This is a genomic window from Coleofasciculus sp. B1-GNL1-01 (assembly GCF_040220235.1).
Classification (GTDB): domain Bacteria; phylum Cyanobacteriota; class Cyanobacteriia; order Cyanobacteriales; family Coleofasciculaceae; genus Coleofasciculus.
Genome location: NZ_JAVJTO010000070.1, coordinates 84,310 through 109,037 on the forward strand (window position 1 = coordinate 84,310; position 24,728 = coordinate 109,037).

A 24,728-nucleotide genomic window follows, 5' to 3' on the forward strand; every position below is an offset into this window, starting at 1 on the left:
AAGGAGAGGGGAGCCGGAATGCCGGAACTCTTATTCCCCCTTCCCTGCGAGGGAAGGGGGTTAGGGGGTTAGGTTTTTTCGGAATATGGGGGAGTGTAATCGCACCTCTATCTCTTCCATTTAATTACCCTTTTTTCTTTCATCTCAAGTCCGTACTGTCTTTATTACTCTTACCAATGTTACATTTTAAGCATAATGTTTGAAGATTTTTTATATCATCCGTACCGCCTAGTGAACGAGGCTTAATGTGATCGACGTGCAGCGTTATTCCATCTTTTGCTGAGCGCCCACAACTACAACACTTCCATTTATCACGAGCCAGAACAGACCACCATAGACCTGCTCTTACAAAGGAATAACTGTCCAGCTCTGGTAAGTCAGTGAGATCGCTGCTTTTGTAATCAGAGTCTATCTGATCTTCATATTCTTCCTCATCCGATAGATACCAGTTCTTAAACTTTTCCAACATTTCAGATAGTTTAGGTGGTTCACCTTCTGCAATAGAGAACAGGGAATCCAGCACAGGATAGAGAGCTATAAATGCCAAAATTAGATTAACCAGACCGCGATTTATATCGAGCGGAAAGTAGTACAGAGGAGATAATAGCCTAATTCCGTCAGATCCCACTTCTTCATCTGTAAAAGCATCCCTGATATGAACGAATTGTTCAGCACTACTGTGTGAAATATGGGTAAGTGCAAAAATTGGAGAAAGTGCATCAAGATTATCGCGAATTAAATCAGCTACAGCAGAGACAAATTGAGAATCTACTCCTTGGCGAAAGGGAAGCAGCTTGACAAACATCCCACCTTGTAAATCTAAATCTATGTTGTATGTCAAATAAGTTGGATGGAGGAAAAATGGCTTTCCGTCTCGACGTTTGATTGTAAGTGTCCTATCTGTTCTACGCTTCCCAGACAATCCAATATGCACTTGACCATAGTCAAAATTCTGACGTGCTGTTTTCCTATGACTTGGAGCGTAAACAAAGGTCATTCGCTCATAGGGATTTACATCATAGACTGTTTGTATTACATCTAAAGTATGTCTAAGTAATACTTCTAGGCGAGGAAAGAAATACTTTTGTAAAGTGTCGAGACGTGTTCTTGTATCAGGTATCTTAAATATTTCAGAGTCTCTTTGCTAAAATACTATCTTACTGACTGGGGTCAACTTTGTGACAGCCATGGTTTAGTCCTATATATTTCAATAGCCAATATAGCTCACAGGCAATTCAGGCAAAATCACCTTAAATAGAAACACCACCTTCTTCTACTCTTCCCCTACCTTAACAATGGATAAGGTGGGCAATTGCCCACCCTACCTTCTGCAAGGAGAGGGGAGTTCTTGTTCCCCCTTCCCTGGCAGGGAAGGGGGTTAGGGGGTTAGGTTTCAACCTATCGCGCCGCTGTCGGCATCCCCAAAATATCCTCAATCTTGGGCATCTCTTCCAACGGAATCACCCGTCCTTCATCCTCAAACCCAGCAATTTGATCAAAGTTCAAATAGCGATACAAATCACCAGCAAAAGGATTCAATTTCTCCGTCACAATCGCCGTATATTCTTCAACCGTGGGAATCCGTCCCAACAGCGCACAAACGGCAGCTAATTCTGCCGAACCGAGATAAACTCGCGCATCCTTGCCCATGCGATTGTTGAAATTCCGAGTTGATGTCGAAAAAACCGTCGCCTCATCTTCAACCCGCGCCTGGTTCCCCATACATAGCGAACATCCCGGCATTTCTGTCCGTGCATCCGCCGCCGCAAAGGTATCATAAACTCCTTCTTCCCGCAGTTGTTTTTCATCCATCCGGGTAGGCGGACAAATCCAGAGGCGAACTTTTACTTTTCCTGCACCTTCTAAGACTTTGGCAGCCGCCCGGTAATGTCCGATATTGGTCATGCAAGAGCCAATGAACACCTCATCAATTTTGTCTCCGGCACATTCGGACATTAATTTAACATTATCGGGGTCATTGGGGGCGGCGACAATGGGTTCTTTGATTTCGTTCAAATTGACTTCGATAATATCGGCATACTCGGCATTGGCATCCGCTGACATTAACTCTGGATTTGCCAACCATTGCTCCATTTTAGCGACACGGCGCATCAGGGTACGGGCATCTTGATAGCCTCGCGCTACCATGTTTTTCAACAGCACAATGTTGGAATGCAGATACTCGGAAATTGTCTCTTTCCCCAGCTTAATCGTTGATCCGGCACAAGACCGTTCGGCTGTGGCATCGGTGAGTTCAAAGGCTTGTTCGACTTTTAAATCCGGTAAGCCTTCCATCTCCATAATCCGTCCAGAGAAGACGTTTTTCTTGTTCTCTTTCGCAACGGTTAATTTGCCTTGTTGAATCGCCACATAAGGAATTGCATTAACAATATCCCGCAGGGTGACGCCGGGTTGCAATTCACCCGTAAACCGGACTAAGACAGATTCGGGCATATCTAAGGGCATTACGCCTAACGCTGCTGCAAATGCGACTAACCCGGAACCAGCGGGGAAGGAAATCCCTAAGGGGAAACGGGTGTGAGAGTCGCCACCTGTTCCTACCGTATCCGGTAATAACATCCGGTTTAACCAAGAGTGGATAATCCCATCCCCTGGACGCAAAGCGACACCGCCGCGTGTGGAGAAGAAGTTGGGGAGTTCTTTGTGGGTGGTAATATCCACGGGTTTGGGATAAGCGGCGGTATGGCAGAAACTCTGCATGACTAAATCGGCGCTGAATCCCAGACAGGCGAGTTCTTTGAGTTCGTCTCGTGTCATGGGACCTGTGGTATCTTGGGAACCAACGGTAGTCATTAAGGGTTCGCAGGAGGTTCCGGGACGCACGCCGGGTAAGCCGCAGGCTTTGCCCACCATTTTCTGTGCCAAGGTAAAGCCTTTATCACTATCCTCTGGTAAGGTGGGACGAGTGAAGAGGGTACTGGGGGCTAATCCCAGGGCTTCACGGGTTTTATCGGTGAGACTCCGCCCGATTAATAGAGGAATACGCCCACCTGCGCGAACTTCATCCAGGATGGTTTCGGGTTTGAGTTTAAAGGTGGAAATGACTTCTCCGGCTTCGTTGGTGATTTCGCCTTTATAAGGATGGATGGTAATCACCATTCCCGTTTCCATCTTGGTGACATCACACTCGATGGGTAATGCACCGGAGTCTTCGGCGGTGTTAAAGAAGATAGGCGCGATCGCACTCCCTAAAATATACCCGCCTGCGCGTTTGTTGGGAACGCAGGGAATATCTTCGCCAATATGCCAAAGTACGGAGTTAATCGCGGATTTACGGGAGGAACCTGTACCGACAACATCGCCAACGTAAGCCACAGGATAGCCTTTTTCTTTGAGCTTGGCAATGGTTTCTAAGGCATCCGGCATCCGGGATTCCAGCATGGCTAAGGCGTGGAGAGGGATATCCGGGCGGGTGGTGGCGTGGGTGGCGGGAGAAAGATCATCGGTGTTGGTTTCTCCGGGAACTTTGAAGACGGTGACGTTGATGGCTTTGGGAAGTTTGGGACGGCGGATAAACCATGCCCCATTTGCCCAAGCATCAACCACCTGTTTAGCGTAGGGATTGACCTCTGAGAGGGCGAGGACATCGTTGAAGGCGTCATAAACCAAGGTAATTTTACTCAGTTCCACGGCGGCTTCATACCCTAAGGGGTTGTCTGGGGATTTGAGTAAATCGACTAAGGATTGGACGTTATAACCGCCTACCATTGTCCCCAAAAGGTCTACGGCACCTTGGTGACTGATTAGGGGGCTGGTGATTTCGCCTTTGGCAATGGCGGTGAGGAAGCCTGCTTTGATGTAGGCGGCTTCGTCAACACCGGGAGGAACGCGATCGCGAATTAGGTGCATTAGGGTTTCTTTTTCCCCCGGTGGCGGATTTTTCAGCAGTTCGCACAGTTCAGTGGTTTGCTTGGCGTCTAGGGGTAGGGGGGGAATGCCGAGTTCGGCGCGTTCTGCAACGTGTTGGCGATAGGCTTCTAGCATTCTAGTTGTCTCCTCTCTAAGCGTTTGCTGGCATTTTGGCAGTTCAGGTTAGAATTTTTCAAGTGGGGTTGTTCTGTTCTGCCTGGTGTATAGGTAAAGGGTACTGTCTTCTCAAGCTGTTTATTGTTGGCAGTGAACGCTTACCATAGAATTTCTCTCGGTGCTGTATCTGATTTGACGTATCGTTGGCGTTTTCGCTCACGGCTAAATCATAGCTTCCAAGACATAAGCCCGGAACTCAAGTTCGGGCTAAAAGCTAAAACCCGTTAAAACGGGTTCAGAGCCTTGACAGCAGATTGTCGGTTTATCAGATACAGTTGGACGACGAGAAAAGGATGATTACTCAGGGATAAGGTATAAATTAAATAATGTACCTCACCAACTTGAAAACCCCTATCATGTAGTAAGCTTTAGCTTACTTGAGCTTTAAGCCGGAAATTTATTTCCTGGCTTCCAATGGGATTTGCGCTTCTTAATTTCAGCGATGGGTAATAGTAAGGTGTCTTCTATTCCCTGTCGTACTTCCTGGCTGATGTAACAATCGCTGTTGAGGCAATCGACTAGCAGTTTATTGGCGTCGTAATACTGCTGAAATAATTGCTCCTGTTTCTTGCTAAACTGCCAATTGTGACCAAAATTGCAATACTGCATCATCACATCTCTCAAGCCTTTAATCCAGATATATCTGTCAGAATCTAAAAATAAATTACATTTATTAAAAGCATCTTTGTCACCAGAAAAAGGAAGTGCTTTACTGAGCTTACAAAGTGCCTTCTGTAATTCTGTACTTAAGTTACATAGTGATGCATCTGAGAGACACCATACTGCCTCATCCAAGTATTCTTGAATACCTATTCTTACACATTCAAGAGTAGTCGTCAACCAATAATCCAGAGACATCATATCATGACTTGAGTAGATTTCTTTCTCTAATAACTGACTTGATTCGCTATTAATCATGGGAAAATCAATTATTATTGGGTGAAAAACAGAATTGATTCTCCGATCAAGCTCTACAGAATAGAAAAGGTTTAAATAGACTGCTCTAACAATGACTAATTTCTTAGAACTTTTAACCGATCGCGCCTTTTCATCCAACCATGTTAAAAATTGCTGTAATTTCTCATCACTAGCCACCAACCCATCAATTTTTTGCTTCATCTGCTGCACCAGTTCATCAGCATTTCGCATCATGCCAGCCGTCAGCAAAAATACCTCACGCCAACGCTTTTCCATAATCTTACTGACTAACAAACCAATGTCCGATTTAGCCACAATTTCTCTAGCCGTAAAATACTCGTGAAACGTCAGATGAGAAAACGAATAAATGCCTGTAGCTCGTTCTACTAACAACCCATGATGGGCTTCAATCGATTTCAGAACTGCCTCACTATCTAATAACAACGCATCTGGATCTGTTTTAGCATCGGGTAAATTCCGAATGTAATCAGCAATATACTGTTCAATGTCTCTTTGCTTAAACAAATACTCTCCCCGCTCAAACGTAACAAAAGCAACTTCACTCAATAAATCCTCTTTACGCTGGACTGACAATTTTTTGTAAACCTGCTCTCGTACAATCCGCCGCTTCGCATCCCATTTTCGCAAAAGTGTATGAATGGCTCGACTGTACAATTCAGCCCGGTTAGCTGGAAATTCTCCAGAATCTTCAAATTCTATACACAGTAGCGTCAACAGCAGCGGGTTACTTGCCAGTTCTTTGATGGGTTCGTTATCTTCTAACTGTTCTATAAAATAGTTAGCTAAATCTAATTGTTTAGCTTGAAACCATTTGGTAGCAAATGTACGAATCTGCTTGTCGTCAAAATCATCAACCTCAACATCGGTGAATTTTTTAAAGATATATTCTCGTGCAGCAATCCGACAAGTAATGACAAAGGTGTTAGCATCATAGTCTTCGGTAAAGGCTTGAATCTGATTTAAAACCCGATCAGCATCCTCTTCCCTAACTTCATCTAAGCCATCCAGCAGAATTAACCCGCTTCCCTGTTGAAGAATTTCAGCAACTTGGGCTTCGGTAACATTGCAGTTATCGAAAATTTGATTAATGTAGGTTGTCAGACTTGGCTGGTTTTGAGTTTCAGCAAATTGCTTCAGCGTAATAAAAATAGGAACCTTATCCGTTAAAACCTTAGATTTAGCACATTGAATCGCTAAATATTTAAGAAACGTTGTTTTTCCCGCACCTGGTTTACCGAATACCATCAACTTGTCATAGTTTTGGACGGCTTCTAGTCCCGGTATTCGTTCCTCTTTTACTTTACCAAATCCCAGACGGTCAAAGCTTTCGACGTCTAGATTACAACCTTGCATCAATTCATTAATCGGTAACCGCCTACGTCCAATGACTTTTTCCAGAATATTGACCTTGGTATAAATATCCTTCAACCCAATAGGTTGAGTCATATCCAGCACTTTCATTGTGCCGCACTGCTTTTGAATGCTGGGTTTGATTTTCTGGCGTATTTCTTGCACCAGGGTATCAATGTCTACCTCATGAGTAGGAGTCTGAGGAGTTGAAATTGGACGAGAGGCTTGATACTTCTGGATGAGAAAATGATTCAGTTTCGGAACCTTATTTGGACTCTTACCGCCAATGCTGAACTTCTTATAGACATGACTCATACGAGTGCGAAAGGCACCGGGAGAGATATGAAGAGATTCCGCGATCGCGTCTACATTCTCTTGACGACTGAAACGTGCCACAAACGCCTCTTCCTGTTCCAGGGAAAGGTCATAGTCGCGAGCGATTTTGGTTAGAAAGTCGGGGGGTAGCAGTTGCATGAGACGAATGTTAGCCTATGTTAGCTATGTTAGCCTAAGTTTCAGCGTAATCTCTTAACTGCAAGGGCGATAGTAAGAAGCAGTTGAGTTCAAAGGTTAATCGAAATGACCAAACAAAGGAATTTGAGTGCGGCTAAAATTATTATTTCCTTGAATATTCTGCTGACTCCTGTGGTACTGGGAACGGTTAGTTATTGGGTAATTAATTCTGATTTCCAGGGAGTGATTCAATTGAAGTTAAACCGCGATGGGGGTGAAGTGTTGATTGATAGGCGTTCTGAGTAGAAGAACCTAGCGCGTCTGTAGGGGCGCACCGACGTGCGCCCGGTTTAACGATAAATCTATTCCAAAATTTTAGAGAGATAATGTTCTACCCAATTCCCTCACTATTTATTCAGACGCTTCAATCCCTTTAACCACCTCAAAAAAGATAATCGCGGCAAACCCTAACCCAATAACAGAACCAATACTCAGAGCCAATCCTCGCCCAATCTCTCCTTGAAATAACCGAACCAATCCCTCACAACCAACGACGGCTGAAATACCAGCCAATACCCCAGCCAATACGCCCGTATCCGCACGGCTAATTGCCACAGCAACTGCCCCAGTTCCCGCTACACCTACCCAGTTCACAAACGCCCCAGCAAGGGTTACGGCAATCGCCGCACCGCCAGAACGAGCAATTAGACCAATAACTTTCCGTCTGCGTTGTCCTAGTATCATAGTTTTTATAGACGATAAACCATCAACCCTGAACCCTTATCCAGAACTCAACTCCGCCAAACCCAACACTTCCTGCAACAGCCGTTGGTCTTCTAATTTTATCCGAAACCGTTCTTTCTCGATATCTCGAATCCAGCTTTGGCTTTTACCCGTCAATTGCGCTAAGTCGCGTTGACTGAGTTTGTTACGTTGTCTCGCTGCGATAACATCTGCGCCCGAAAGTATAGATGACTGGGATTTAGTTTTGCGTTTGGTCAATCGTACCTTATTCGGCTCAACGGTAGTCAGCGCATGTTCCCATTCTGCTTTCAGTTCAAACCATAAAATCCGGGCTTTCATTAACAGGTTCCATTTACCACGGGGCGCTGCATCCGTTAACCGCCTATTACTATTTCCATCTTGAATCCAAAACTCTAACGCCGCATCCGCATCGTCGGGAAGTTCCCCTAATTTCGCCCACATGGGTTGAATCTCTGGTAAGTACGTCACCGGATCAAACACAGGTTTGAGTCCATAATGACTGAGAACTTCTAAATCGGTTTCAAATGTCCGCACCAGACGTTTTCGTTCATCTCGCTGGGAAGACGCCCGCAGAAGTTTGTCCTCTCCATACGCCACCCGCATTAATGTGGGTACAGTAATCCGTTGTCGTTTGCCGATTCTGGTTTTAAACAGCAACCACAACATCATCCGCGTCGCCCCTTCATGATGTTGCCAGTTACTCATCACAGCGCTGAGTAAAGTTTGAGGCAGATTACCATACTGATAGAAGGCAGTTCGGTTTTGACAGCCTTGCCTATTTAAGAAGTATTTTGCCCAAATGCCTGCCCTAATCCGAAAGGTTAAACCAACCAAATGTTTATATCCTTGTTCGTCTTCTTGAAAATGATGTTCAATTGGCTGCAGATGCCACAAACGGCTTTGGGGAAGGCTAAATTCTGGGACTTTACCTTGCTTTGACCAATGAGCGCCGATGCTAATTTGGCAGGGCTGCTGGGCAAGCTGTTTGATTAGACTCAATTTAGCCGCTTTACTCAAATCTGTGCGTTTCTCTAATCCTAAATAGTTCTCAATTTGCACATCGTTGACAGTAAACTCTTCCTGCCACGGTTTCTCTAACCCTGTGGCGTGTGCGGCATATATTAAATGGAGACAGGTGGCTTTGATATCCATCGCCTCAAGCGTCGCCTGGGCTTCGTCAGCCGATAACGTATCCGTTGAGTCGGCATCGAGGGTAGGGGTTAGCCAAAAGTCCACTTTCCCTTTACCTTGACGCACCTGGCGCTGATAACAGAGTTTTCCAGACGCATCAGTGTGCCAAGGGAGAGAAAGGCGCTGTGCCAATAGGTTGCACGCTTCCCAGATAACGATGGAGGAGGCAAAGGGATTGGTTTTGTCATCGGCAAATAAGTCCGGACTGGTAGGAGGTCTTTGATTCAGCTTGTATCGTCCCTTTTTCCCATGGGCAGGAACGGGAGAACTGATGGGACAGTGAATCACACATTGAGGTTCAGGATAATATCCTTCACAGTTGTTACACAGATTCGGATCAATCCACGTCTGGTTATCCTTGACTTTGATTGCACCCGTTGGACATTGAGTACGACAGATATCACACCCAGTACAACTTTGTGAGAGTTTGTAAGCCATAATGCTAGGAAACTACTGCAAACTTTAATCTTTAATCGGTAAAATTCTGGACTCCAGCGGAACCTTTAGATTGTTTATTAATTTGATAGGGATTGAGTAACGGTCGATCCGACAATAGACAACTGCCACCGATGACTAGCTATAGAGCCTTGCCTCAAATCACTGATGGATTCATGGCATTTTCTTTATGCTTATCAAAAATCTTTATAATCAAATTTTCGCTTGTTATGTTCAGGATATTTGTTCAACCTGAGCAATTATCGATTTCTTAAGATTTCTTTTATTAGGTAACACTTTTTAATACTTTTTTATATTAAAGTATTACTGTAGAGAATCTGAGATGGCTAGACGTAGATGAAACGAACCACAATTACGATCAAGGTGACTGTCGAGCAAAAGCAACAGCTTAAACAGGAAGCAGAGAAAGACAAGCGAACGCTGTCAAACTATATCAAAGTGAAACTTGGCTTACTCTAAGCCAGGTAAATCTCAATCCTGGCTCAAAATTGCTGTTTTTGCTAGTAAATGCCCAATTTTAATGTCTGAGAGGAGGATTTGACCTATTTTGATCTCGACTGATTGATTTTGGCGATGAAGCGTCATATTCAGCGATTTGAAACTTGCATCAGTTTTATGCAAAGCTGACTTGTAGGTTACTAAACAGTGACAAGATAGTGATCCCATTACATTGGCAGCTTGCCACTCTTGAACTGTATAAATACAGAGGATTCAGAGTTTGTAGAACACTATTGGTTTTGTTAAATCGTTGACTGATCCACCAATCAAACAGTCCGAGCGTGGCAAGTTGTCTATCTCTAGATAGAGGAATATTTTTCTGTAAAAATAGGGTTGTTTTGTAGTCTAATTAACTGAAATATATAACAAAACAAGCTATGAGGTTCAAGTTTGATTTTTATTGAACAACCTTTGGTATCAATTTTAACAAAATTTAGGCGAGATTTAGGATAATAGTGAAGTGGAATTGAATAAGATTAGGGGGAAAATCGCAATCAACCCTCTAGCTTTCAGACGAGCGCAAAAACAACGTCACAAAAGCTACCCGATCATCCTTGTTTAATTGTTACCTGTAAGGAGTCAGACAAAATTAAAGTTGACGGTTGAGATTTGGAAACGCTCAACGGGGAACAGGAAAGATTAGACGGTTAAGATGTTTTAGTACAGCGGACAGAATTTATGTCCAGGTCGTTAATGACAGCCAGCAAGTAGTTGGTGAAAATCACCCCAACTATTTTAAGTTATGTAAACATTCCTCAAACCCTTACATAGGGCTTGCTGAATAAGTATTGGGGAGATGAGATGAGGGGGTGAGAGGGTGAGGGGGTGAGGGGGAGATGAGGAAACAGTAGTGCTTTTCGTCCTCTAACTCTTGATAGATAAGGGTTAGAGGGTTGTGCAGCCAACCCTACATAGGACGTAGCTTGCTTCTCGAAGAGCGAGTATGACAAATGACGAACGATAAATGACAGCACGTCTGGAAAATCCGGTGGGCTTTCCGACGGTGAAATCGCTTTCATCAGAGAAAAATCAGTAGATGTAGCTCGATTTAAGAACTTGCCTTATCATGAGTGAGTTGGTTCGTGTCTAATGGTCAACCTCTCCTCGAATCAGAATCTTTCCATTGACCATTCCTGGCACTGACAACACCTACCACTGAGGAAACTGGGTGTGTGTGGTAGATGACAGGCGATTTGAGCTAAGGACTTTACAATTAGTTACATGAATGTGGATAATAGCAAGCAGCAACATCTATTAACATTTTTTATGTTAAAGGCGAGAAAATTTAATAAAATTTTAAGCATTCAACCGTTCACTCCCGCAAAACCCTCGCAATAGTTGAGCCACGCATCTGAGTGTGGAGAAAATCATGGCTATTTTACCCAATTCCCTTGAATCTACCCCCAACTCCACCAAAGACCAACAGACACCGGAATCGCAACAACACAGCGAAGCCCAATTTCAGGCGTTAGTTGCCAATATTCCAGGCGCTGTCTATCGTTGTACCTGGGACTCGACGGGGACGATGACGTTTCTGAGTTCAGCGATTCAGGATATTTCTGGCTATGAGGCGTCAGAGTTTATTCACGATCGCATTCGTTCCTTTGACAGTATTATCCACCCTCACGATCGCCGTCGTGTGAAAGAAAGCGTGGGACAAAGTATTGACAACCAGCACTCCTACGTGCTGGAGTACCGGATTGTCCGCGCCGATGGCAAAATCGCTTGGGTCTATGATAAAGGTCAAGGGACGCGGGATGAGAATGGTGTCGTCCAATGGCTGGATGGCGTGATCCTGGATATTAGCGATCGCAAACAAAAAGAAGTGCAACTGCGAGAGACGCAAGCCTTCCTCAACTCCGTGATCGAGAATCTCCCGGTGGGTGTCTTTATTAAAGATGCCAAAGCGTTACAGGTAATGTACTGGAACAAAACCAGCGAAGAACTCTTGGGTTACTCGAAAGCCCAAGTTCTGGGTAAGAGTGACTATGATTTTTTACCCTACCAAGAAGCCCGACTCTTACGGGCGAAGGATCGACAAATACTCATGGGGGGTACATTAGTCGATATTCCTGAAGCCCCCTTGAACACACCCCATCGCGGTGAACGCATCGTCAATACCAAAAAAGTCCCGTTGCTGGACGAAACGGGTACGCCTCAGTATCTACTAGGGATTTTTGAAGACATCACTGAACGCAAGCAAGCCGAAGCCGCTTTGCGAAAATCGGAACGTCATTATCGCTGTATCGTGGAAACCGCATCCGAGGGGGTTTGGGTGTTTGATGAGAATAACCAAATCACCTTCGCCAATAGTCGCATGGCGCAAATGCTGGGGTATACGATCTCACAAATGCAGGGGCGATCGCTGTTTGATTTTATTGACAGCGAATCCCAAGCGCTAATCCAAACCTACTTAGATCGTCGCCGTCAAGGAATCCAGGAACGCTACGATTTCAAGTTTCGCCGCAAAGATGGATCAAATCTATGGGCGATTATTTCGGCGACGCCACTGTTTAATGATCAAGGGGGGTTTGTCGGCGTACTAAGAATGATTACCGACATTAGCGATCGCAAACAAGCTGAGGAAGCCTTACAGGAGAGAGAACAATTTTTAAGCAGCATCCTCAATGGTGTGGAAAACTCGATTAGTGTCGTCGATGTTCATCAACACCAGAGTGAACCTGATCGATCCTGGGAATTTCGTTATGTGGATGTGAATCCCGCTTACGAACAGTTAATCGGTATCCCCGCCGAACAGTTACGGAATCAACCCCTCGGTGCGATCTTACCGTCGGATCGGGCAATCACGATGACCGATCATTACACAACCTGTGTCCAGACGGGAACATCCCTATCCTATGAAGAATGTTTTTGTGTACAGGGACAAGAACGGTGGTGGATTACTATCTTAACCCCCCTGCGCGATCAACACGGACAGATCTATCGGGTAGTAAGTACCAGTACCAACATCACCCAGCGCAAGCAAGCGGAACAAAAAACGGCGCGATTGACGGCGATTTTGGAAAGTACCACCGATTTTGTCAGTATGTGTGAATCAGATGGGACGCTCCTCTATATTAATAAGGCGGGGCGGCAATTAGTGGGACTTGATCCAGATCAGGAGATCAGCCATCTACGGATGTGGGATTTCCATCCCCAGTCAGTGAACCGACGGTTGTTCGCCGAAGCCTTACCCACCGTGATCCAGGACAAAGTATGGCAAGGTGAAACCTCACTCCTGCACCAACAGGATTGGGAAATTCCTGTGTCTCAAGTAGTGATGGCGCATCCCGGCGCAACGGGAGAGGTGGAGGTGTTTTCCACAATTATCCGGGATATTAGCGATCGCAAACAAGCCGAGGAAGCCTTGCGGAAATCAGAACAGGAGTTGAGAGTCAAAAACCAGGATCTCCAGCACACCTTAGATCAACTCAAAAAGACGCAAACCCAACTGATTCAACAGGAAAAAATGGTTAGTTTGGGTCAGATGGTGGCGGGTATTGCCCACGAAATCAACAACCCGATTAGTTTTATTGCCGGGAATATTACCTATACTCGTCAATATGGGATGGAATTGTTGCAGTTGTTGCAACTCTATGCCAAACACTATCCCCAACCCGTTGCCGAAATTCAAGACGAGATTGAGGCTGTTGATTTAGACTTTGTTAGGGGAGATTTTCCCAAACTCTTGAACTCCATGGAAGAGGGTGCCAATCGCATCCGCCAAATTGTCTTATCCCTGCGGAATTTCTCCCGTTTGGATGAGGCGGAAATTAAGCCGGTGGATATCCATGACGGGATGGAAAGCACCTTACTCGTTTTACAGCATCGGCTCAAATCAACACTGAATCGTCCAGAAATTCAGGTTGACAAACATTATGGCAACTTGCCATTGGTGGAATGCTACGCCAGTCAGCTTAATCAGGTGTTTTTGAATATCCTGGGGAATGCGATTGATGCCTTAGACACCCACCCGGAACCCCGCAGGATTACGATATCTACGGCAGTGAGTTCTCAATTACCCGTTGTCCCATTGGAGGAGTCACCAGACAAGGAACCCCAGAACTCGCAACCGATTGAACGGGTAATTATTCGGATCAAGGATAATGGTCCAGGTATCCCCGAAGCGATTCAAAAACAAATCTTTGATCCGTTCTTTACTACCAAATCCATTGGCACAGGGACAGGTTTAGGGTTATCGATTTCTCACTCAATTGTGGTGGATAAACATGGGGGTCAATTGACCTGTCTTTCCCAACCGGATCAAGGGACAGAGTTTGTAATTGAGTTACCAATAAAGCAACAATTGCTCTCGTCTCCGCTTAAGTTTTCCTTTGGGGAATCTTTAGCCTTACCACCAAAGTTTGTGCAGTCGTCAGCATGAGTTAGCAGAGACGTTCCGCCGGAACGTCTCTACAAATCTACTACCTAAGAGATAAAGGGAGTGTCACTTCATCGGATTTGGTATAATAAGCTGTTCGGCATTTAAACCTTAATATCAATAACGGCGAAAGCCTTGTAGTGGGGAGCATCCCGTTTTGGACAAAGCATTATTCAAGTAACGCAATTGCAAGGGTTTCAGCCCCATTCAAAGAGCCAACGTGCCAAATTGGGATGCTCCCTTGTAGTGCGAGCATCTTGCTCGCTACTAATACCCAATTTAAATGCATGACAGCTTATACGCTCTAGCCACTACCCATCATGGCAATACTATCCGCGCTAATCGCCACGTTAAGTCAGGCAGTTTTTTCATCCGTCACAGATTTAACCGGAATTAAAAAAAACACACAGAAATATTTAAATAGGCTTTACATCACTTTTTTGCGCTGAAGTTATGATGTGGATATAAAAAAACAATCTGAAATGCGGCGAAGTTGAAATTAGGACAGCTTGCTCACAACCATTGCTCTGATAACCCGACTCCTGAATTATGCTGAAAACTACCCAACTGGTCAAAAAAAGTTCAGTCGAACGCCTCGTCAAGCTATGGGCGCAGCGTTACATGCCAGACTTGTCAACTCTATCCTCAATAGAAGGGGGGTTGACTCCCACTGATTTGATCGCCGCATCTTCTAGAGAAGGGCGAATTCAAACCGTTGCCGAAATACGGCGCTTAGTCCAGATCCACTGTGAACGCGCTGGGATGAAAACCAATGCTCTTTTCTCTTATGTCCCTAATGTTGTGAATTTAGCTGAAGCTCGGCGATTGGCTCTGTTTGGAGCAAAGGCTTATTCCAAGGCAATGGATGTTTACTTGCAGCAATCGCCATCTACCTCATCCCTAGCTGCAATGCGATTGACACTGACTCAAAATAACTCCAAAAAAGTAATTGATTTATCAAGCAAAGTCTTTGCAAATTGGGCGAAACAAGCCTTAGAATTACCTGCCATTGAACAGCTCTACACAGAACTTGAACCCTCATTATTGGAACTTCAACAGCAACATTTAGTCTCAAAAGACCCGCGCACAATTGGCTTTATCAATACCCAGTTTCACTTCAGTGCCGCATTAATCCTCAACAAACTCACCCTTGCCGAGCAAGTGTTAGTCAGCCCCTATCTGAAGTTTATCGAAGAGCAAGCTTGTATTCCCTGGAGACGGGTGTGTTCAGCTGCTGCCCAGCATGAGCCAAGTTCACCTATCTTAGCCATTGTCGAACAGATGCTACCGCTCAGTCACGAAATTGCCAACAAAGTTTACAATCAATGCATCGAATTATTCCCTCATCATCAAAGCCGTCGAGGTGGACTAATTGACCCAGGTGTAACAGCCTCGACAACCAGAGATCTGAATATGTTCCAAAGCTATTTATGGTTATGTGTGCTAGAGGAAAGTATGGCAGCCGTTGAACAAGAACTCGTGCCTTTATGTGTGATGGTTTTTCCTAGCGTAGATGTAGCTTGGGATCTGGTAGCGGATATGACCCAATTACTCATAGATGAAGTCCTCGATCGTATTCCAGCAAACTCAAAGTATCTAGTACAACCCTATGCTCACACCATGAATGAAATCTTCTCCAATCTTGAGCAGAAAGCCGATGAACTTAGTCAAGGATTGTATAAATTCGTTGACGATTCAATGCGACTGACAATGAAATACTCGGCTAAATCTGACAATGGGAATTGATCATTGGAAACGGATAAAAGCCATAGGCAAACCTAGTCAATATAATCTATATGGCACTACGCATTGAGGTTAGGACAATAAAATTGGGTAAAAAGGCAACAGGCAACAGAGAAATGTCCTAACGTATCTCCGTAGTGCTATATAGCTGTTCGCTCTGGTGTAGTTACAGGATAAATTTTCTAATGCACTCCTGATCAAGCATCCATGCTCTAATGTGTAAATATACTAGCGCGAAGCGCTATAGATGAATTCTCAAAAAATAATTTTATAGAAATTCAAAACTCGGTCAGGGCAGGTTTTGTACAAAGGTTACTATTAATCTAAAGTTTCGTAATACAGATGTACTGCACTCAGGACAAATACATGAAACAGAGATGAATAAGTTTCTCCAGTTTGCTGTATAATATTGATTCATCACCTATGTAGAGTCACGGTCGTTCATTCGGACTTTAATTATGCCGACCTAATTAATAGTTGAATCACCAACATACACGATAAGAAAACTAACGAGGAGTGATGTCATACTGTATCGCATTTTTCTGGGAAATTTTTATTCTGTTATCCCTCAGCGGTTGGGGCGGAACTGTTAATCGCATTTTGTTTCCCAAAGATCAAGTTGATTGGGGGCAAAAAGCGGCGTGGGGCATGGCTTTCAGTATGGTCATTGGCGGATTATTAAATCTGACATGGACAATTTCAACAACTAGCATACTGCTCTATTTAGGTTTAGGTATTATTGGTTTTATACTTGATATTTATCAATCCAAGTTTATCGGATTTAATTCTTTAAATAAAGCCAAAATAAAATTGAATAATAACATTGGGATAATCATCGTAGCTTGTCTAATTTTCGGATTGCTTATCATCCAATATGCCGGGTGGGTTGCTACGGATAAATTTCATTCAGTTGATGACTATTTTGCTTATTTGGTTTTTCCCAATAAAATGCTAGATATGGGTTCAATGGGTCTTGATCCTTTCAGTCGTAGGAGGCTAGAATCTTCCCTAGGCGCTCAGTCTTTTCTCCATACGTTTGTTTTAAGCATTTTACCTGAACGTAATATTCGGATCATTGATCCGGGAATTTCCTGGCTTATCTTATTTTTAGGTGTTTTAGGTCTTTTTAAAGATAACAATATTCCCCCTAAAAAAAGACTTTTAATTTTATGCCCATTGCTACTGGTGATTCCCCCTGCACGGAATACGACCAGTATTGTTGTAGGTTCTGTATTATTTTTGAGTCTTTTTCGTACTCTAGATTGGCAAAAATTAAAATCTTACCACTTTTTAAAGAGGGCATCTATTATTGCATTGATTACAGCCGCTATTTTTTCAGCAAAATATACTCTGCTTATAGCCGCTGTTATTTTATTGGCAGCAAGTTACTACTTTTATATTAAGAATTATCGCCCTATCAAAAAAGCATTCTATGAGTTGTGTGCCGCCGGAGCATTGACTTTACTATTTATTTTACCCTGGATGATTTCATTATACCAATCATCCGGAACGTTGCTTTATCCTTTCTTAGGCAAAGGCTATCATGCCGCCATCTATTACGATCATTATACGCAGCGTACTGGCGATATGCTGACCTTAAAAGGGTTCTCGGAAATGATTAAAGCAGCGCTGGAAGTAACTCACATTGGATTTCTATTGGTGGCTGGGGCTTATCTACGATTGAACCCTGGGAAAACATGGCAGAAGGAAGAACGCGGAGCAACTTTATCACTACTAATTAGTTCGGCGGTGGGGATCGCCCTTTTATTGGGTTTGGCTGGGGTAGTAGCTGAACGTTATACCTTTCCTTTCGCATACGTAACGATTATCGTTTTGGTGGTGAAAATAATCAGCAACATTGAAGTCAAAGACAAAGAGAAGAATGATCACAAATTTACTAAATATACCTCCGCCCTCGTTGCTATGCTGGTACTGGGTATGCTTATTGGTAAAGGCAGTGGTTGGAATGCCAGCCGAGAGTTTTATCAAAGTCATGTAGGAAATATCCGGCGCAGCTTATCGGGTACGCCTTTAGTTTTAGCGCCAAAACAGGAAGCTGAGCAATATAAAAATGTACAGGAGTCAATTCCCGAAGGTGAACTTCTTTTAACCCGACTCGATAAACCATTTCTACTGGATTTTAGTCGTAATACAATTTACATTGTAGATAGTCCAGGTCATGCGAGTTTACCACCAGGTATGCCTTTATTTAAAGGTGCTGAAGCCCTGAGTGACTATTTAGCGTCCAAATCCATTCAATATGTCGCCTATTCTTATAATCCCGAACCCGCACATCAAAGAGACTATTGGGTGCGAAAACTGGGAGACGAGATTTATCCCTGGGTTGAACCTGATCGGATTATAAACGTTCTTCGTCCTTCTCTCAGAAGCGAAGTTCAGTACACATTAGATTTCCAAGACAATTTGAAAAAGCTGGGTAATTTAAGAGAAAGAATCTATGACGACGGCGAAATTTTTGTGATCGACTTGAGCCGTCATAAAGAGGGGTAATGGATTCACCCCTTTTTATAGCACTATGGGGATAGGTTAGGACATCAGTTGATCCCAATAAGGAACAGGGAACAGGGAATCTTGTCCGGGCGGGCATAATATCACCCTTTGTTTTTCTGTAATTGCTTCAATGTTTGATACATTTCCGGTAACCGATTATAAATCGCGGATACTTTCAAAAATAATTTATGGGGAACAGCAGGAGTACCCGAGACAATCGCCCCGGGTTCGACATCATTATGAATCCCCGATTTTGCCGAGGCGATCGCGCCGTCTCCAATCTTAGCTTGATTGGCAATCCCAACTTGACCAGCGAGAATTACCCGATTCCCGATTTTCACACCTCCAGCTAAACCAACTTGCGCCGCGATCGCACAAGCACTTCCCACTTGACACCCATGACCAATTTGGACTAAGTTATCGATTTTAGTATGACCACCAATCCGAGTTTCTCCCACCGCCGGACGATCAATCGTCGTATTACAGCCGATTTCCACCCCATCTTCTAATACGGTATACCCCGATTGTTCCATCTTGAACCACCTCTCTTTGGTGGGGACAAAACCGAACCCTTCCGCACCAATTACCGCACCGCTATGAATCACACAATCCGCCCCAATTTGGCTACGTTCATGGATCGTACAGTTAGCATGTAAAATTGTGCGATCGCCAATTTGCACATCGGGATAAATCACCACATTCGGATGAATACAAACCCCATCACCAATCCTCACCCCCGCCTGAATCACCACATGCGCCCCAATATAAACCCCATCCCCTACCTGCGCCTCTGGATGAATCACAGCGCTAGCATGAATTTCCGGTGCAGGTTTCCAGGGTTGATAGAAAAGTGCGATCGCCCGGGCAAATAATAGTCGGGGTTCCGATGCGCCAATCCAAGCAATACCGCGTTCTGTGGCTTGTCGTTGTAACCCGTCATCCAAGGGTAAAATTAACGCCCTCGCCTCGGTAGTTTTCACCCTAGCGGCAAACTTAGCCCCCTCAATATAGCTGATCGTACTGGGGGTGGCTTGATCAATTGGGGCGATCCCCTGAATCTCTGGATCACCCTCTGGATTAGCTAATAGACTTGTGCGATCGGTGTCTATATTAAGCTTTTCTACCAGTTCACTAAATTTCATCGTCGTCAGGGTTCATGGTTGATCGTTCATGGTTCATGGTTCAGCCATGGACGTTTTTAGCAAAGGATTTAATTAATTGCTAATCGGTCTATTATAGTTAACCGTTACCCTGCCATTGGTTTGATTGACAGTGACGCTGGTTTCTACGGTAAACACATTTGCACCGGGAGGACGTCCTTTAAAGGTAAATGTTATGGTATTATCGTCGTTCTCTGTATAAGGTGCATCTTGTACCGGACCATGCATCGCCGCTTCCGCCCGATATTGCCTCAATCCACCATTAATCCGTTCAGCCGCTTGTCGGGCTAGATTTTTCGCCCGATTCAGGTCAATGTAATATCCGGGATCTATATCTGGAGATGATGCAGGCGATCGCGGGGATGTCTGGGCTATGCCATTGACGGTATTTCCTGTAAACGTTATCAAACTTAGGGCAGAAACTATTAGGATTTTATACATACTTCTATCCTCACCAGTTTGAAGACATAGATTATATATTATAGCGTTTTTTATAAGAACTAGGGTATGCAAACTTTGAGGGCGCAAGCCTTGTGAGGCTACGTGAGACAGGGATAGTTTTATTGTTTATTTACCAGCACAAAAAAATATTCCATAAATTAAAAAATTAATATCATTCTGTTTGGTTATAAATCCTATAAATTTGTCCCTCAAGTCCTCTAAGTAGGTTGGTGGAAATAAACCGAATTATGTTAAGTTCTGTGAATGTTCCTCAAACCCTTACAAATGACGAATGACGAATGACGATCTCCGCCGTTAACTTTAATTGTCCCCACCTACTTACCCCCTCTGCGTTACTCTGCGTAAACCTCTGCGTTCCTCTGCGTTGAAAAAATATAATTTTGTAACGGATTTGATCTGAATTAGGAATTAGGGCGGGTTTTGTTGTTCATTTATCGGTGGATATCCGAATTGAGTCCCTAAACCCGCCCCTACAATTATGGTTAAACCCGCCCCTACATTGTCCCCATTGCTTGACCTGCTAACCAAGCCGTTGTCCAAGCATTCTGAAAATTAAATCCGCCCGTAATTCCATCAACATCCAGGATTTCACCCGCAAAGTAAAGCCCTGGACAGCAGCGACTTTCCATTGTTTTAAAATTCACCTCTTTTAAACTTATCCCGCCGCAGGTGACAAATTCCTCCTTAAAAACACCCTTCCCTTGAATCAAATAACGTCCCTGATTTAATTCTTGTACCAATTGATTTAGAGCTTTTTTCGAGAGTTCTGCCCAGCGTTTATTTTGGTCAATACCAACATAGCTAATTAAACTCTGCCATAACCGTTTCGGAATCGGAATTGGGCAACTCGTGCTGATATGACGGTGCGGAAGTTGAGATTTAACCGATAGTAATAGCTGGCGTAGATAGTCTTGGTTGTATTGGGGAAGCCAATTGATAATCAAGGGAGTTTGGTAGCGACAATCATGGAAAAATCGAGCCGCCCACGCCGACAGTTTGAGGACGACTGGACCACTTAATCCCCAATGAGTAATCAGTAAGGAACCCGTTTGTTCCTTGACAGTTTTCCCCGCTTCTGGTAGTTTAAGGCAAACATCATTCACACTAATTCCGGCTAAATCCTGTAAGCGTGGGTCTGATATCGTAAACGTAAATAAAGAGGGGACAGGGGCTTGAATCGAATGACCCAAATCCTTAGCAAAGCGATAACCAAGGGGATTACTCCCTGTCGCAAAAAGCACGCGATCGCACTCAATTATTTCTCCGGTTTTTAACTGGAGTTGAAACCCAGAGGTAAAGCGAATGGATTTAACCGGAGTCGCGGTGCGAATCTGAATCCCTGCGCTTATAGCCGCGTGGATGAGACAATCCACAATGGTTTGCGACGTATCCGTAACCGGGAACATCCGCCCATCCGCTTCGGTTTTCAACTGTACCCCCTGCGCCTCAAACCAGGCGATCGTATCTTTGGGTTGAAACCGCGTAAACGCGCCGCGCAAGGCTTTCCCCCCCCTGGGATAGGCTTGTACCAAAAGGGCGGGGTCAAAACACGCATGGGTAACATTACAGCGCCCCCCACCAGAAATCCGCACCTTAGTTAAAGGTGTTTTCGAGGCTTCCAGCAGGATGACTTGGGTGTGAGGATGGGCGGATGCAGATGCGATCGCGCCGAAAAAACCAGCCGCACCCCCACCGATAACGACAATTCTAAGAGACAAGGTGCTTGCAGTAGTCAGGGTTATGATTATTCTAAGGGTTCAAAATCCGATTTAGCCGCCCCACAGACGGGACATACCCAGTCATCCGGGATATCCTCAAAGGCGGTTCCGGGTTCGATACCGCCATCGGGATCACCTTTTTCGGGATCATATTCGTAGTTGCAAACGGTGCAAACATATTTTTTCATATTGTCTTCTCCTATTATCTGATTCCGTCGTACAGTGTATCGTACACCGTATTGCACAACTGATTCAGGCTAGCTATAGTGGGATGGAAGAGTTTGGCACAGCAATTATTTGCTATTTTACCGAAGAAAAATGCTTTTAGGGGTTGGCGAATCTAGGGGATGATTGACAACCGCTGAGTAGTCGTCTAAAGTAACAGGATCTAAGCATTCAACGAAATTTAGAGCGTCAACTTCGCGACGTTGAAGCGATGAAAGCGCATAATGGCTACCGACTGAACTCCCTGATTCAGTCGGTAGCCAGGGAGTTTTGTCTACCTATACTATCTGATCGGGTGGTATCGCATGTCTAGCATTGCGATAGTTATAGTGAGAATTTTGCCAACGACAACTGGAGAGTAAGATGAACGGTAAATTTTATTTATTAGAGTGTGGGGATAATGATGTTCTGTCGTTTGGAGAGGATACATACAAGGTTCATAAATTGAAAAAGGCTTTAAATCAATCCTTGACTTCAGATATCGGAGCGAAATTCAACGATAGTTTAAGTGATAATGGAGTGACTATCGATGAAACTATTCTGAAATCCGCAGGTGATGATAATGACTCAGGGAAATGGTTTAGCCAGGGAATCGATTGTGAAATTCTCAAGTTAGGTGCGGATCGCTGGAAAAAAGGAAAGGTGAAACTGAAAATTAATCTGGAATTTTATATAGAAGAACAGAGTGCTGTAGAAACCTATCGCCGAAATAATTTAAAACTTGAGCCATCTGAAGCCCCACTTACGAATCTGCGTCAGATTGTTCATCAGGATGAGAGTCAGCCAGAAAACCAATAAATCAGATAGTCAACATTTTTGATTCAATGGGTGTGCGGCGCGATCGCTCATAATTTCTGCGATTATATCACCAACGACTTGGGGTTCATCTTCCCAGCCACCTAGCCTTTTGAAGAGGCGATTAAAATCGCTGCTACACAAACAAAGTCCGCCTGCGCGGACTGGGTTATAACGGGGGTAGCTAACCCGGATTTGGTATAAAAGCATCCCCACTTTGCCAATTACTTTTAATCCAATTTGTTTAGCTTGAACTCTCAGCCAGCTTAATGTGCTTCTGACTTCAACAACTACGGTGGGAGGTGCAAATATAACAGGAAAGACTTGGGGGAGTAAATCTAACTGTCCAATGCGTTCTAAGCCAATCAGACAAGTACTATTAGTAACGGCTGGTTGGGTCAAAGATTAACCTCCTCTTGCAAGTCTTCTGGAGGATAATCGATTACAGGAACTCCTCGTTTGCCAAGTAATTCGATAAAGGTGGCTTTGGAATAGCCTGCTAATTTTGCCGCTTGTCCAAGGGAGAGGTGTCCGGTTTCAAAGAGTTTAATCATGAGTAAATGCCAAAAATTACTATAACGGGAATCTACCAACTGAACTGGCAAATCTTGTGAGGTGACAATTAACCGACTTTGACAAGATTCGGCGGATAACAAGCTCAAAAATAATTTGAGCCACCACTTATCAGCAAAATTCCCCCAACCTTCTTCTTCATTTCCCGTTAGCAATCTTTCCAGAGAATCAATCAGCACCAGCACCTGATTCTTGTGCAGGTGTTTGACTAATCTGTACAGCAATCGTTCTGGCTGTTTCTCTTCTGCTGAGAGTCTTTCTCCCCACTCTTCCAACCATCTGGCGGCGACACTGGCAAAATCTGTGGTTTTGTCTTGATAATCAAAATTAGCTCTCCGCAGGTTATTTTTCCAATCCCCCTGAAACCAGTCTTGTAGTTCCACCGTCAAGCGTTCAGCCAAGGCGGTTTTACCAATTCCGGTGATACCCACCAGCAGTAATAGCCGATACGTCCCTCGCAGTTTCTGATTCAGTTGAGTAACTAACTGTTCTCGACCTACCCAGGCTTCGTCATAAGCAAAAAATTCGGGTCTGGAATCTGTCGGCGACGGTGGACTATCATCAACAATCTCTTGCCAATTCTCTATCCCGACAGCCTGACAAATTCCAATAAAGGCATCTTGCTGAATGGGTAATCCCCGCCGGAACCGCTTCAGGGTTGCTTGTGTCGTGTTGGCATCTTGATACCAAGCGGCGGCTGTCGCTGTCCAGCCTTTCTTTCGTCTTGCCTGATCGACTATTTCCAGTCCGGGTTTAGATGCTTTGAGAGTAACCGCCATGCTTATCTATTGAATGTCCGGTTGATGGCTCAATTTTGGCTCACTTTCAACGGTAGCAGCAAGAATGAGCTGAAAGTGCAGCTTTTAGATATGGGTAGCTAAGGAATCATAAAGATGTTGAACGCAAAGGAAAGACAAATTCATGTCCAAGGAACAAGCTACGATTTCCACCAGCCAAACTAACCCAACGACTCCACCTATCGATCCGACGCCGTTATTGCAGTATGGGGATAATCCGACGGCGATTATTCTGAGTATCGCTATTCTACTGTGGGTCTTGCGTCCGGTGATGTTACGCCAACAATCAAATCCTGGGGAAACGCTGGGATCGACTCAGGGTAAGTTGACACCTTGGGGTAGAGGCGCGATCGCAGCCTTTATGCGTACTTTTAATTCCAACAGTTAACGGTTCAGCGCCGAGGATGGCTGGGTTATGGCGGATATCTAATTAATTAAGATGGCGGCTTGGTACACCTAAGCAAGATGAATTAGAATTACGCCCGGAAACCGTAGGGGCGCAAAGCTTTGCGCCCGATTCAATGGTAAAATCTATTCCACAATTTTAGCTGTGTCAAGCCAATAGGCTTGCATCCTTTACTACGAACTAGGAACTTGGTGCGATCGCACTGAAAGCAGACTAGGCGAGCATTTGATAGGCTCGCATCCCTTACTACAAACTGTA

General features: G+C 44.3%; 18 protein-coding genes. 7 read left to right on the forward strand and 11 right to left on the reverse strand.

The window, feature by feature from the left end:
* Positions 1 to 139: 139 nt before the first annotated feature.
* The 3 genes from RID53_RS17215 to RID53_RS17225 form a co-directional block, all read right to left on the reverse strand.
* On the reverse strand, positions 140 to 997 hold the full coding sequence (locus tag RID53_RS17215) for an HNH endonuclease (protein WP_446389255.1): 858 nt from the start codon (positions 995 to 997) through the stop codon (positions 140 to 142).
* 401 nt (positions 998 to 1,398) lie between these two features.
* Positions 1,399 to 4,005 carry a bifunctional aconitate hydratase 2/2-methylisocitrate dehydratase gene (gene acnB / locus RID53_RS17220; RefSeq protein WP_446389256.1) on the reverse strand — a complete coding sequence of 869 codons (2,607 nt, stop codon included), beginning with the start codon at positions 4,003 to 4,005 and terminating at the stop codon, positions 1,399 to 1,401.
* Between the two features lie 426 nt (positions 4,006 to 4,431).
* Positions 4,432 to 6,810: an NACHT domain-containing protein gene (locus RID53_RS17225; RefSeq protein ID WP_446389257.1), complete on the reverse strand. Its 2,379-nt coding sequence runs from the start codon at positions 6,808 to 6,810 to the stop codon at positions 4,432 to 4,434.
* A gap of 105 nt (positions 6,811 to 6,915) precedes the next feature.
* On the opposite strand from RID53_RS17225, the gene RID53_RS17230 reads away from it, so the two are divergent.
* Positions 6,916 to 7,095, forward strand: coding sequence for a hypothetical protein (locus RID53_RS17230; protein WP_446389258.1), 180 nt, complete (start codon positions 6,916 to 6,918; stop codon positions 7,093 to 7,095).
* A gap of 105 nt (positions 7,096 to 7,200) precedes the next feature.
* Here the strand turns inward: RID53_RS17230 and RID53_RS17235 are convergent, their stop codons facing one another.
* Both RID53_RS17235 and RID53_RS17240 read right to left on the reverse strand, forming a co-directional pair.
* Positions 7,201 to 7,533: a hypothetical protein gene (locus RID53_RS17235; RefSeq protein ID WP_446389259.1), complete on the reverse strand. Its 333-nt coding sequence runs from the start codon at positions 7,531 to 7,533 to the stop codon at positions 7,201 to 7,203.
* A 36-nt stretch (positions 7,534 to 7,569) separates the two neighbouring features.
* Positions 7,570 to 9,183, reverse strand: a complete 1,614-nt coding sequence (locus RID53_RS17240) for a helix-turn-helix domain-containing protein (protein WP_446389260.1) — start codon at positions 9,181 to 9,183, stop codon at positions 7,570 to 7,572.
* A 354-nt stretch (positions 9,184 to 9,537) separates the two neighbouring features.
* On the opposite strand from RID53_RS17240, the gene RID53_RS17245 reads away from it, so the two are divergent.
* From RID53_RS17245 to RID53_RS17260, 4 genes are all read left to right on the forward strand, one after another.
* Positions 9,538 to 9,660, forward strand: coding sequence for a hypothetical protein (locus tag RID53_RS17245; RefSeq protein WP_446378589.1), 123 nt, complete (start codon positions 9,538 to 9,540; stop codon positions 9,658 to 9,660).
* Between the two features lie 1,408 nt (positions 9,661 to 11,068).
* Positions 11,069 to 14,083, forward strand: coding sequence for a PAS domain S-box protein (locus RID53_RS17250; RefSeq protein WP_446389261.1), 3,015 nt, complete (start codon positions 11,069 to 11,071; stop codon positions 14,081 to 14,083).
* Between the two features lie 546 nt (positions 14,084 to 14,629).
* On the forward strand, positions 14,630 to 15,826 hold the full coding sequence (locus tag RID53_RS17255) for a hypothetical protein (RefSeq protein ID WP_446389262.1): 1,197 nt from the start codon (positions 14,630 to 14,632) through the stop codon (positions 15,824 to 15,826).
* Between the two features lie 516 nt (positions 15,827 to 16,342).
* The gene (locus RID53_RS17260) at positions 16,343 to 18,334 is read left to right on the forward strand and encodes a hypothetical protein (protein WP_446389263.1); all 1,992 of its coding nucleotides are present in this window, start codon (positions 16,343 to 16,345) and stop codon (positions 18,332 to 18,334) included.
* Positions 18,335 to 18,435: 101 nt separating this feature from the next.
* Here RID53_RS17260 and lpxD read toward each other — a convergent pair whose 3' ends face one another.
* The 4 genes from lpxD to rd all read right to left on the reverse strand — a co-directional run bounded on the left by lpxD (position 18,436) and on the right by rd (position 21,862).
* Positions 18,436 to 19,476: a UDP-3-O-(3-hydroxymyristoyl)glucosamine N-acyltransferase gene (gene lpxD / locus RID53_RS17265; RefSeq protein ID WP_446389264.1), complete on the reverse strand. Its 1,041-nt coding sequence runs from the start codon at positions 19,474 to 19,476 to the stop codon at positions 18,436 to 18,438.
* A 72-nt stretch (positions 19,477 to 19,548) separates the two neighbouring features.
* The gene (locus tag RID53_RS17270) at positions 19,549 to 19,935 is read right to left on the reverse strand and encodes a hypothetical protein (protein ID WP_446389265.1); all 387 of its coding nucleotides are present in this window, start codon (positions 19,933 to 19,935) and stop codon (positions 19,549 to 19,551) included.
* 515 nt (positions 19,936 to 20,450) lie between these two features.
* Positions 20,451 to 21,674 (reverse strand): NAD(P)/FAD-dependent oxidoreductase, encoded by a 1,224-nt coding sequence (locus RID53_RS17275; RefSeq protein WP_446389266.1) that lies wholly within the window; start codon positions 21,672 to 21,674, stop codon positions 20,451 to 20,453.
* A gap of 26 nt (positions 21,675 to 21,700) precedes the next feature.
* Positions 21,701 to 21,862, reverse strand: a complete 162-nt coding sequence (gene rd, locus RID53_RS17280) for a rubredoxin (protein ID WP_006099872.1) — start codon at positions 21,860 to 21,862, stop codon at positions 21,701 to 21,703.
* A gap of 400 nt (positions 21,863 to 22,262) precedes the next feature.
* Here rd and RID53_RS17285 point away from each other — a divergent pair, with 400 nt between their 5' ends.
* Positions 22,263 to 22,697: a KGK domain-containing protein gene (locus RID53_RS17285; RefSeq protein WP_446389267.1), complete on the forward strand. Its 435-nt coding sequence runs from the start codon at positions 22,263 to 22,265 to the stop codon at positions 22,695 to 22,697.
* Between the two features lie 9 nt (positions 22,698 to 22,706).
* Here the strand turns inward: RID53_RS17285 and RID53_RS17290 are convergent, their stop codons facing one another.
* Together RID53_RS17290 and RID53_RS17295 are read right to left on the reverse strand one after the other, a co-directional pair.
* The gene (locus RID53_RS17290) at positions 22,707 to 23,096 is read right to left on the reverse strand and encodes a hypothetical protein (protein ID WP_446389268.1); all 390 of its coding nucleotides are present in this window, start codon (positions 23,094 to 23,096) and stop codon (positions 22,707 to 22,709) included.
* Positions 23,093 to 24,046, reverse strand: coding sequence for a UPF0175 family protein (locus tag RID53_RS17295; protein WP_446389269.1), 954 nt, complete (start codon positions 24,044 to 24,046; stop codon positions 23,093 to 23,095). The genes RID53_RS17290 and RID53_RS17295 overlap by 4 nt, the downstream gene beginning before the upstream one ends.
* A gap of 142 nt (positions 24,047 to 24,188) precedes the next feature.
* On the opposite strand from RID53_RS17295, the gene RID53_RS17300 reads away from it, so the two are divergent.
* A complete protein-coding gene (locus RID53_RS17300; RefSeq protein WP_446389270.1) occupies positions 24,189 to 24,452 on the forward strand; it encodes a hypothetical protein in 264 nt (87 codons plus the stop codon).
* Positions 24,453 to 24,728 lie beyond the last annotated feature (276 nt).

Bases quoted from the DNA above. Each gene is read 5' to 3' on its own strand.
- RID53_RS17215 (WP_446389255.1), bottom strand. From the start codon at position 997: ATGACCTTTGTTTACGCTCCAAGTCATAGGAAAACAGCACGTCAGAAT.
- acnB (WP_446389256.1), bottom strand. From the start codon at position 4,005: ATGCTAGAAGCCTATCGCCAACACGTTGCAGAACGCGCCGAACTCGGC.
- RID53_RS17225 (WP_446389257.1), bottom strand. From the start codon at position 6,810: ATGCAACTGCTACCCCCCGACTTTCTAACCAAAATCGCTCGCGACTAT.
- RID53_RS17230 (WP_446389258.1), top strand. From the start codon at position 6,916: ATGACCAAACAAAGGAATTTGAGTGCGGCTAAAATTATTATTTCCTTG.
- RID53_RS17235 (WP_446389259.1), bottom strand. From the start codon at position 7,533: ATGATACTAGGACAACGCAGACGGAAAGTTATTGGTCTAATTGCTCGT.
- RID53_RS17240 (WP_446389260.1), bottom strand. From the start codon at position 9,183: ATGGCTTACAAACTCTCACAAAGTTGTACTGGGTGTGATATCTGTCGT.
- RID53_RS17245 (WP_446378589.1), top strand. From the start codon at position 9,538: ATGAAACGAACCACAATTACGATCAAGGTGACTGTCGAGCAAAAGCAA.
- RID53_RS17250 (WP_446389261.1), top strand. From the start codon at position 11,069: ATGGCTATTTTACCCAATTCCCTTGAATCTACCCCCAACTCCACCAAA.
- RID53_RS17255 (WP_446389262.1), top strand. From the start codon at position 14,630: ATGCTGAAAACTACCCAACTGGTCAAAAAAAGTTCAGTCGAACGCCTC.
- RID53_RS17260 (WP_446389263.1), top strand. From the start codon at position 16,343: ATGTCATACTGTATCGCATTTTTCTGGGAAATTTTTATTCTGTTATCC.
- lpxD (WP_446389264.1), bottom strand. From the start codon at position 19,476: ATGAAATTTAGTGAACTGGTAGAAAAGCTTAATATAGACACCGATCGC.
- RID53_RS17270 (WP_446389265.1), bottom strand. From the start codon at position 19,935: ATGTATAAAATCCTAATAGTTTCTGCCCTAAGTTTGATAACGTTTACA.
- rd (WP_006099872.1), bottom strand. From the start codon at position 21,862: ATGAAAAAATATGTTTGCACCGTTTGCAACTACGAATATGATCCCGAA.
- RID53_RS17285 (WP_446389267.1), top strand. From the start codon at position 22,263: ATGAACGGTAAATTTTATTTATTAGAGTGTGGGGATAATGATGTTCTG.
- RID53_RS17295 (WP_446389269.1), bottom strand. From the start codon at position 24,046: ATGGCGGTTACTCTCAAAGCATCTAAACCCGGACTGGAAATAGTCGAT.
- RID53_RS17300 (WP_446389270.1), top strand. From the start codon at position 24,189: ATGTCCAAGGAACAAGCTACGATTTCCACCAGCCAAACTAACCCAACG.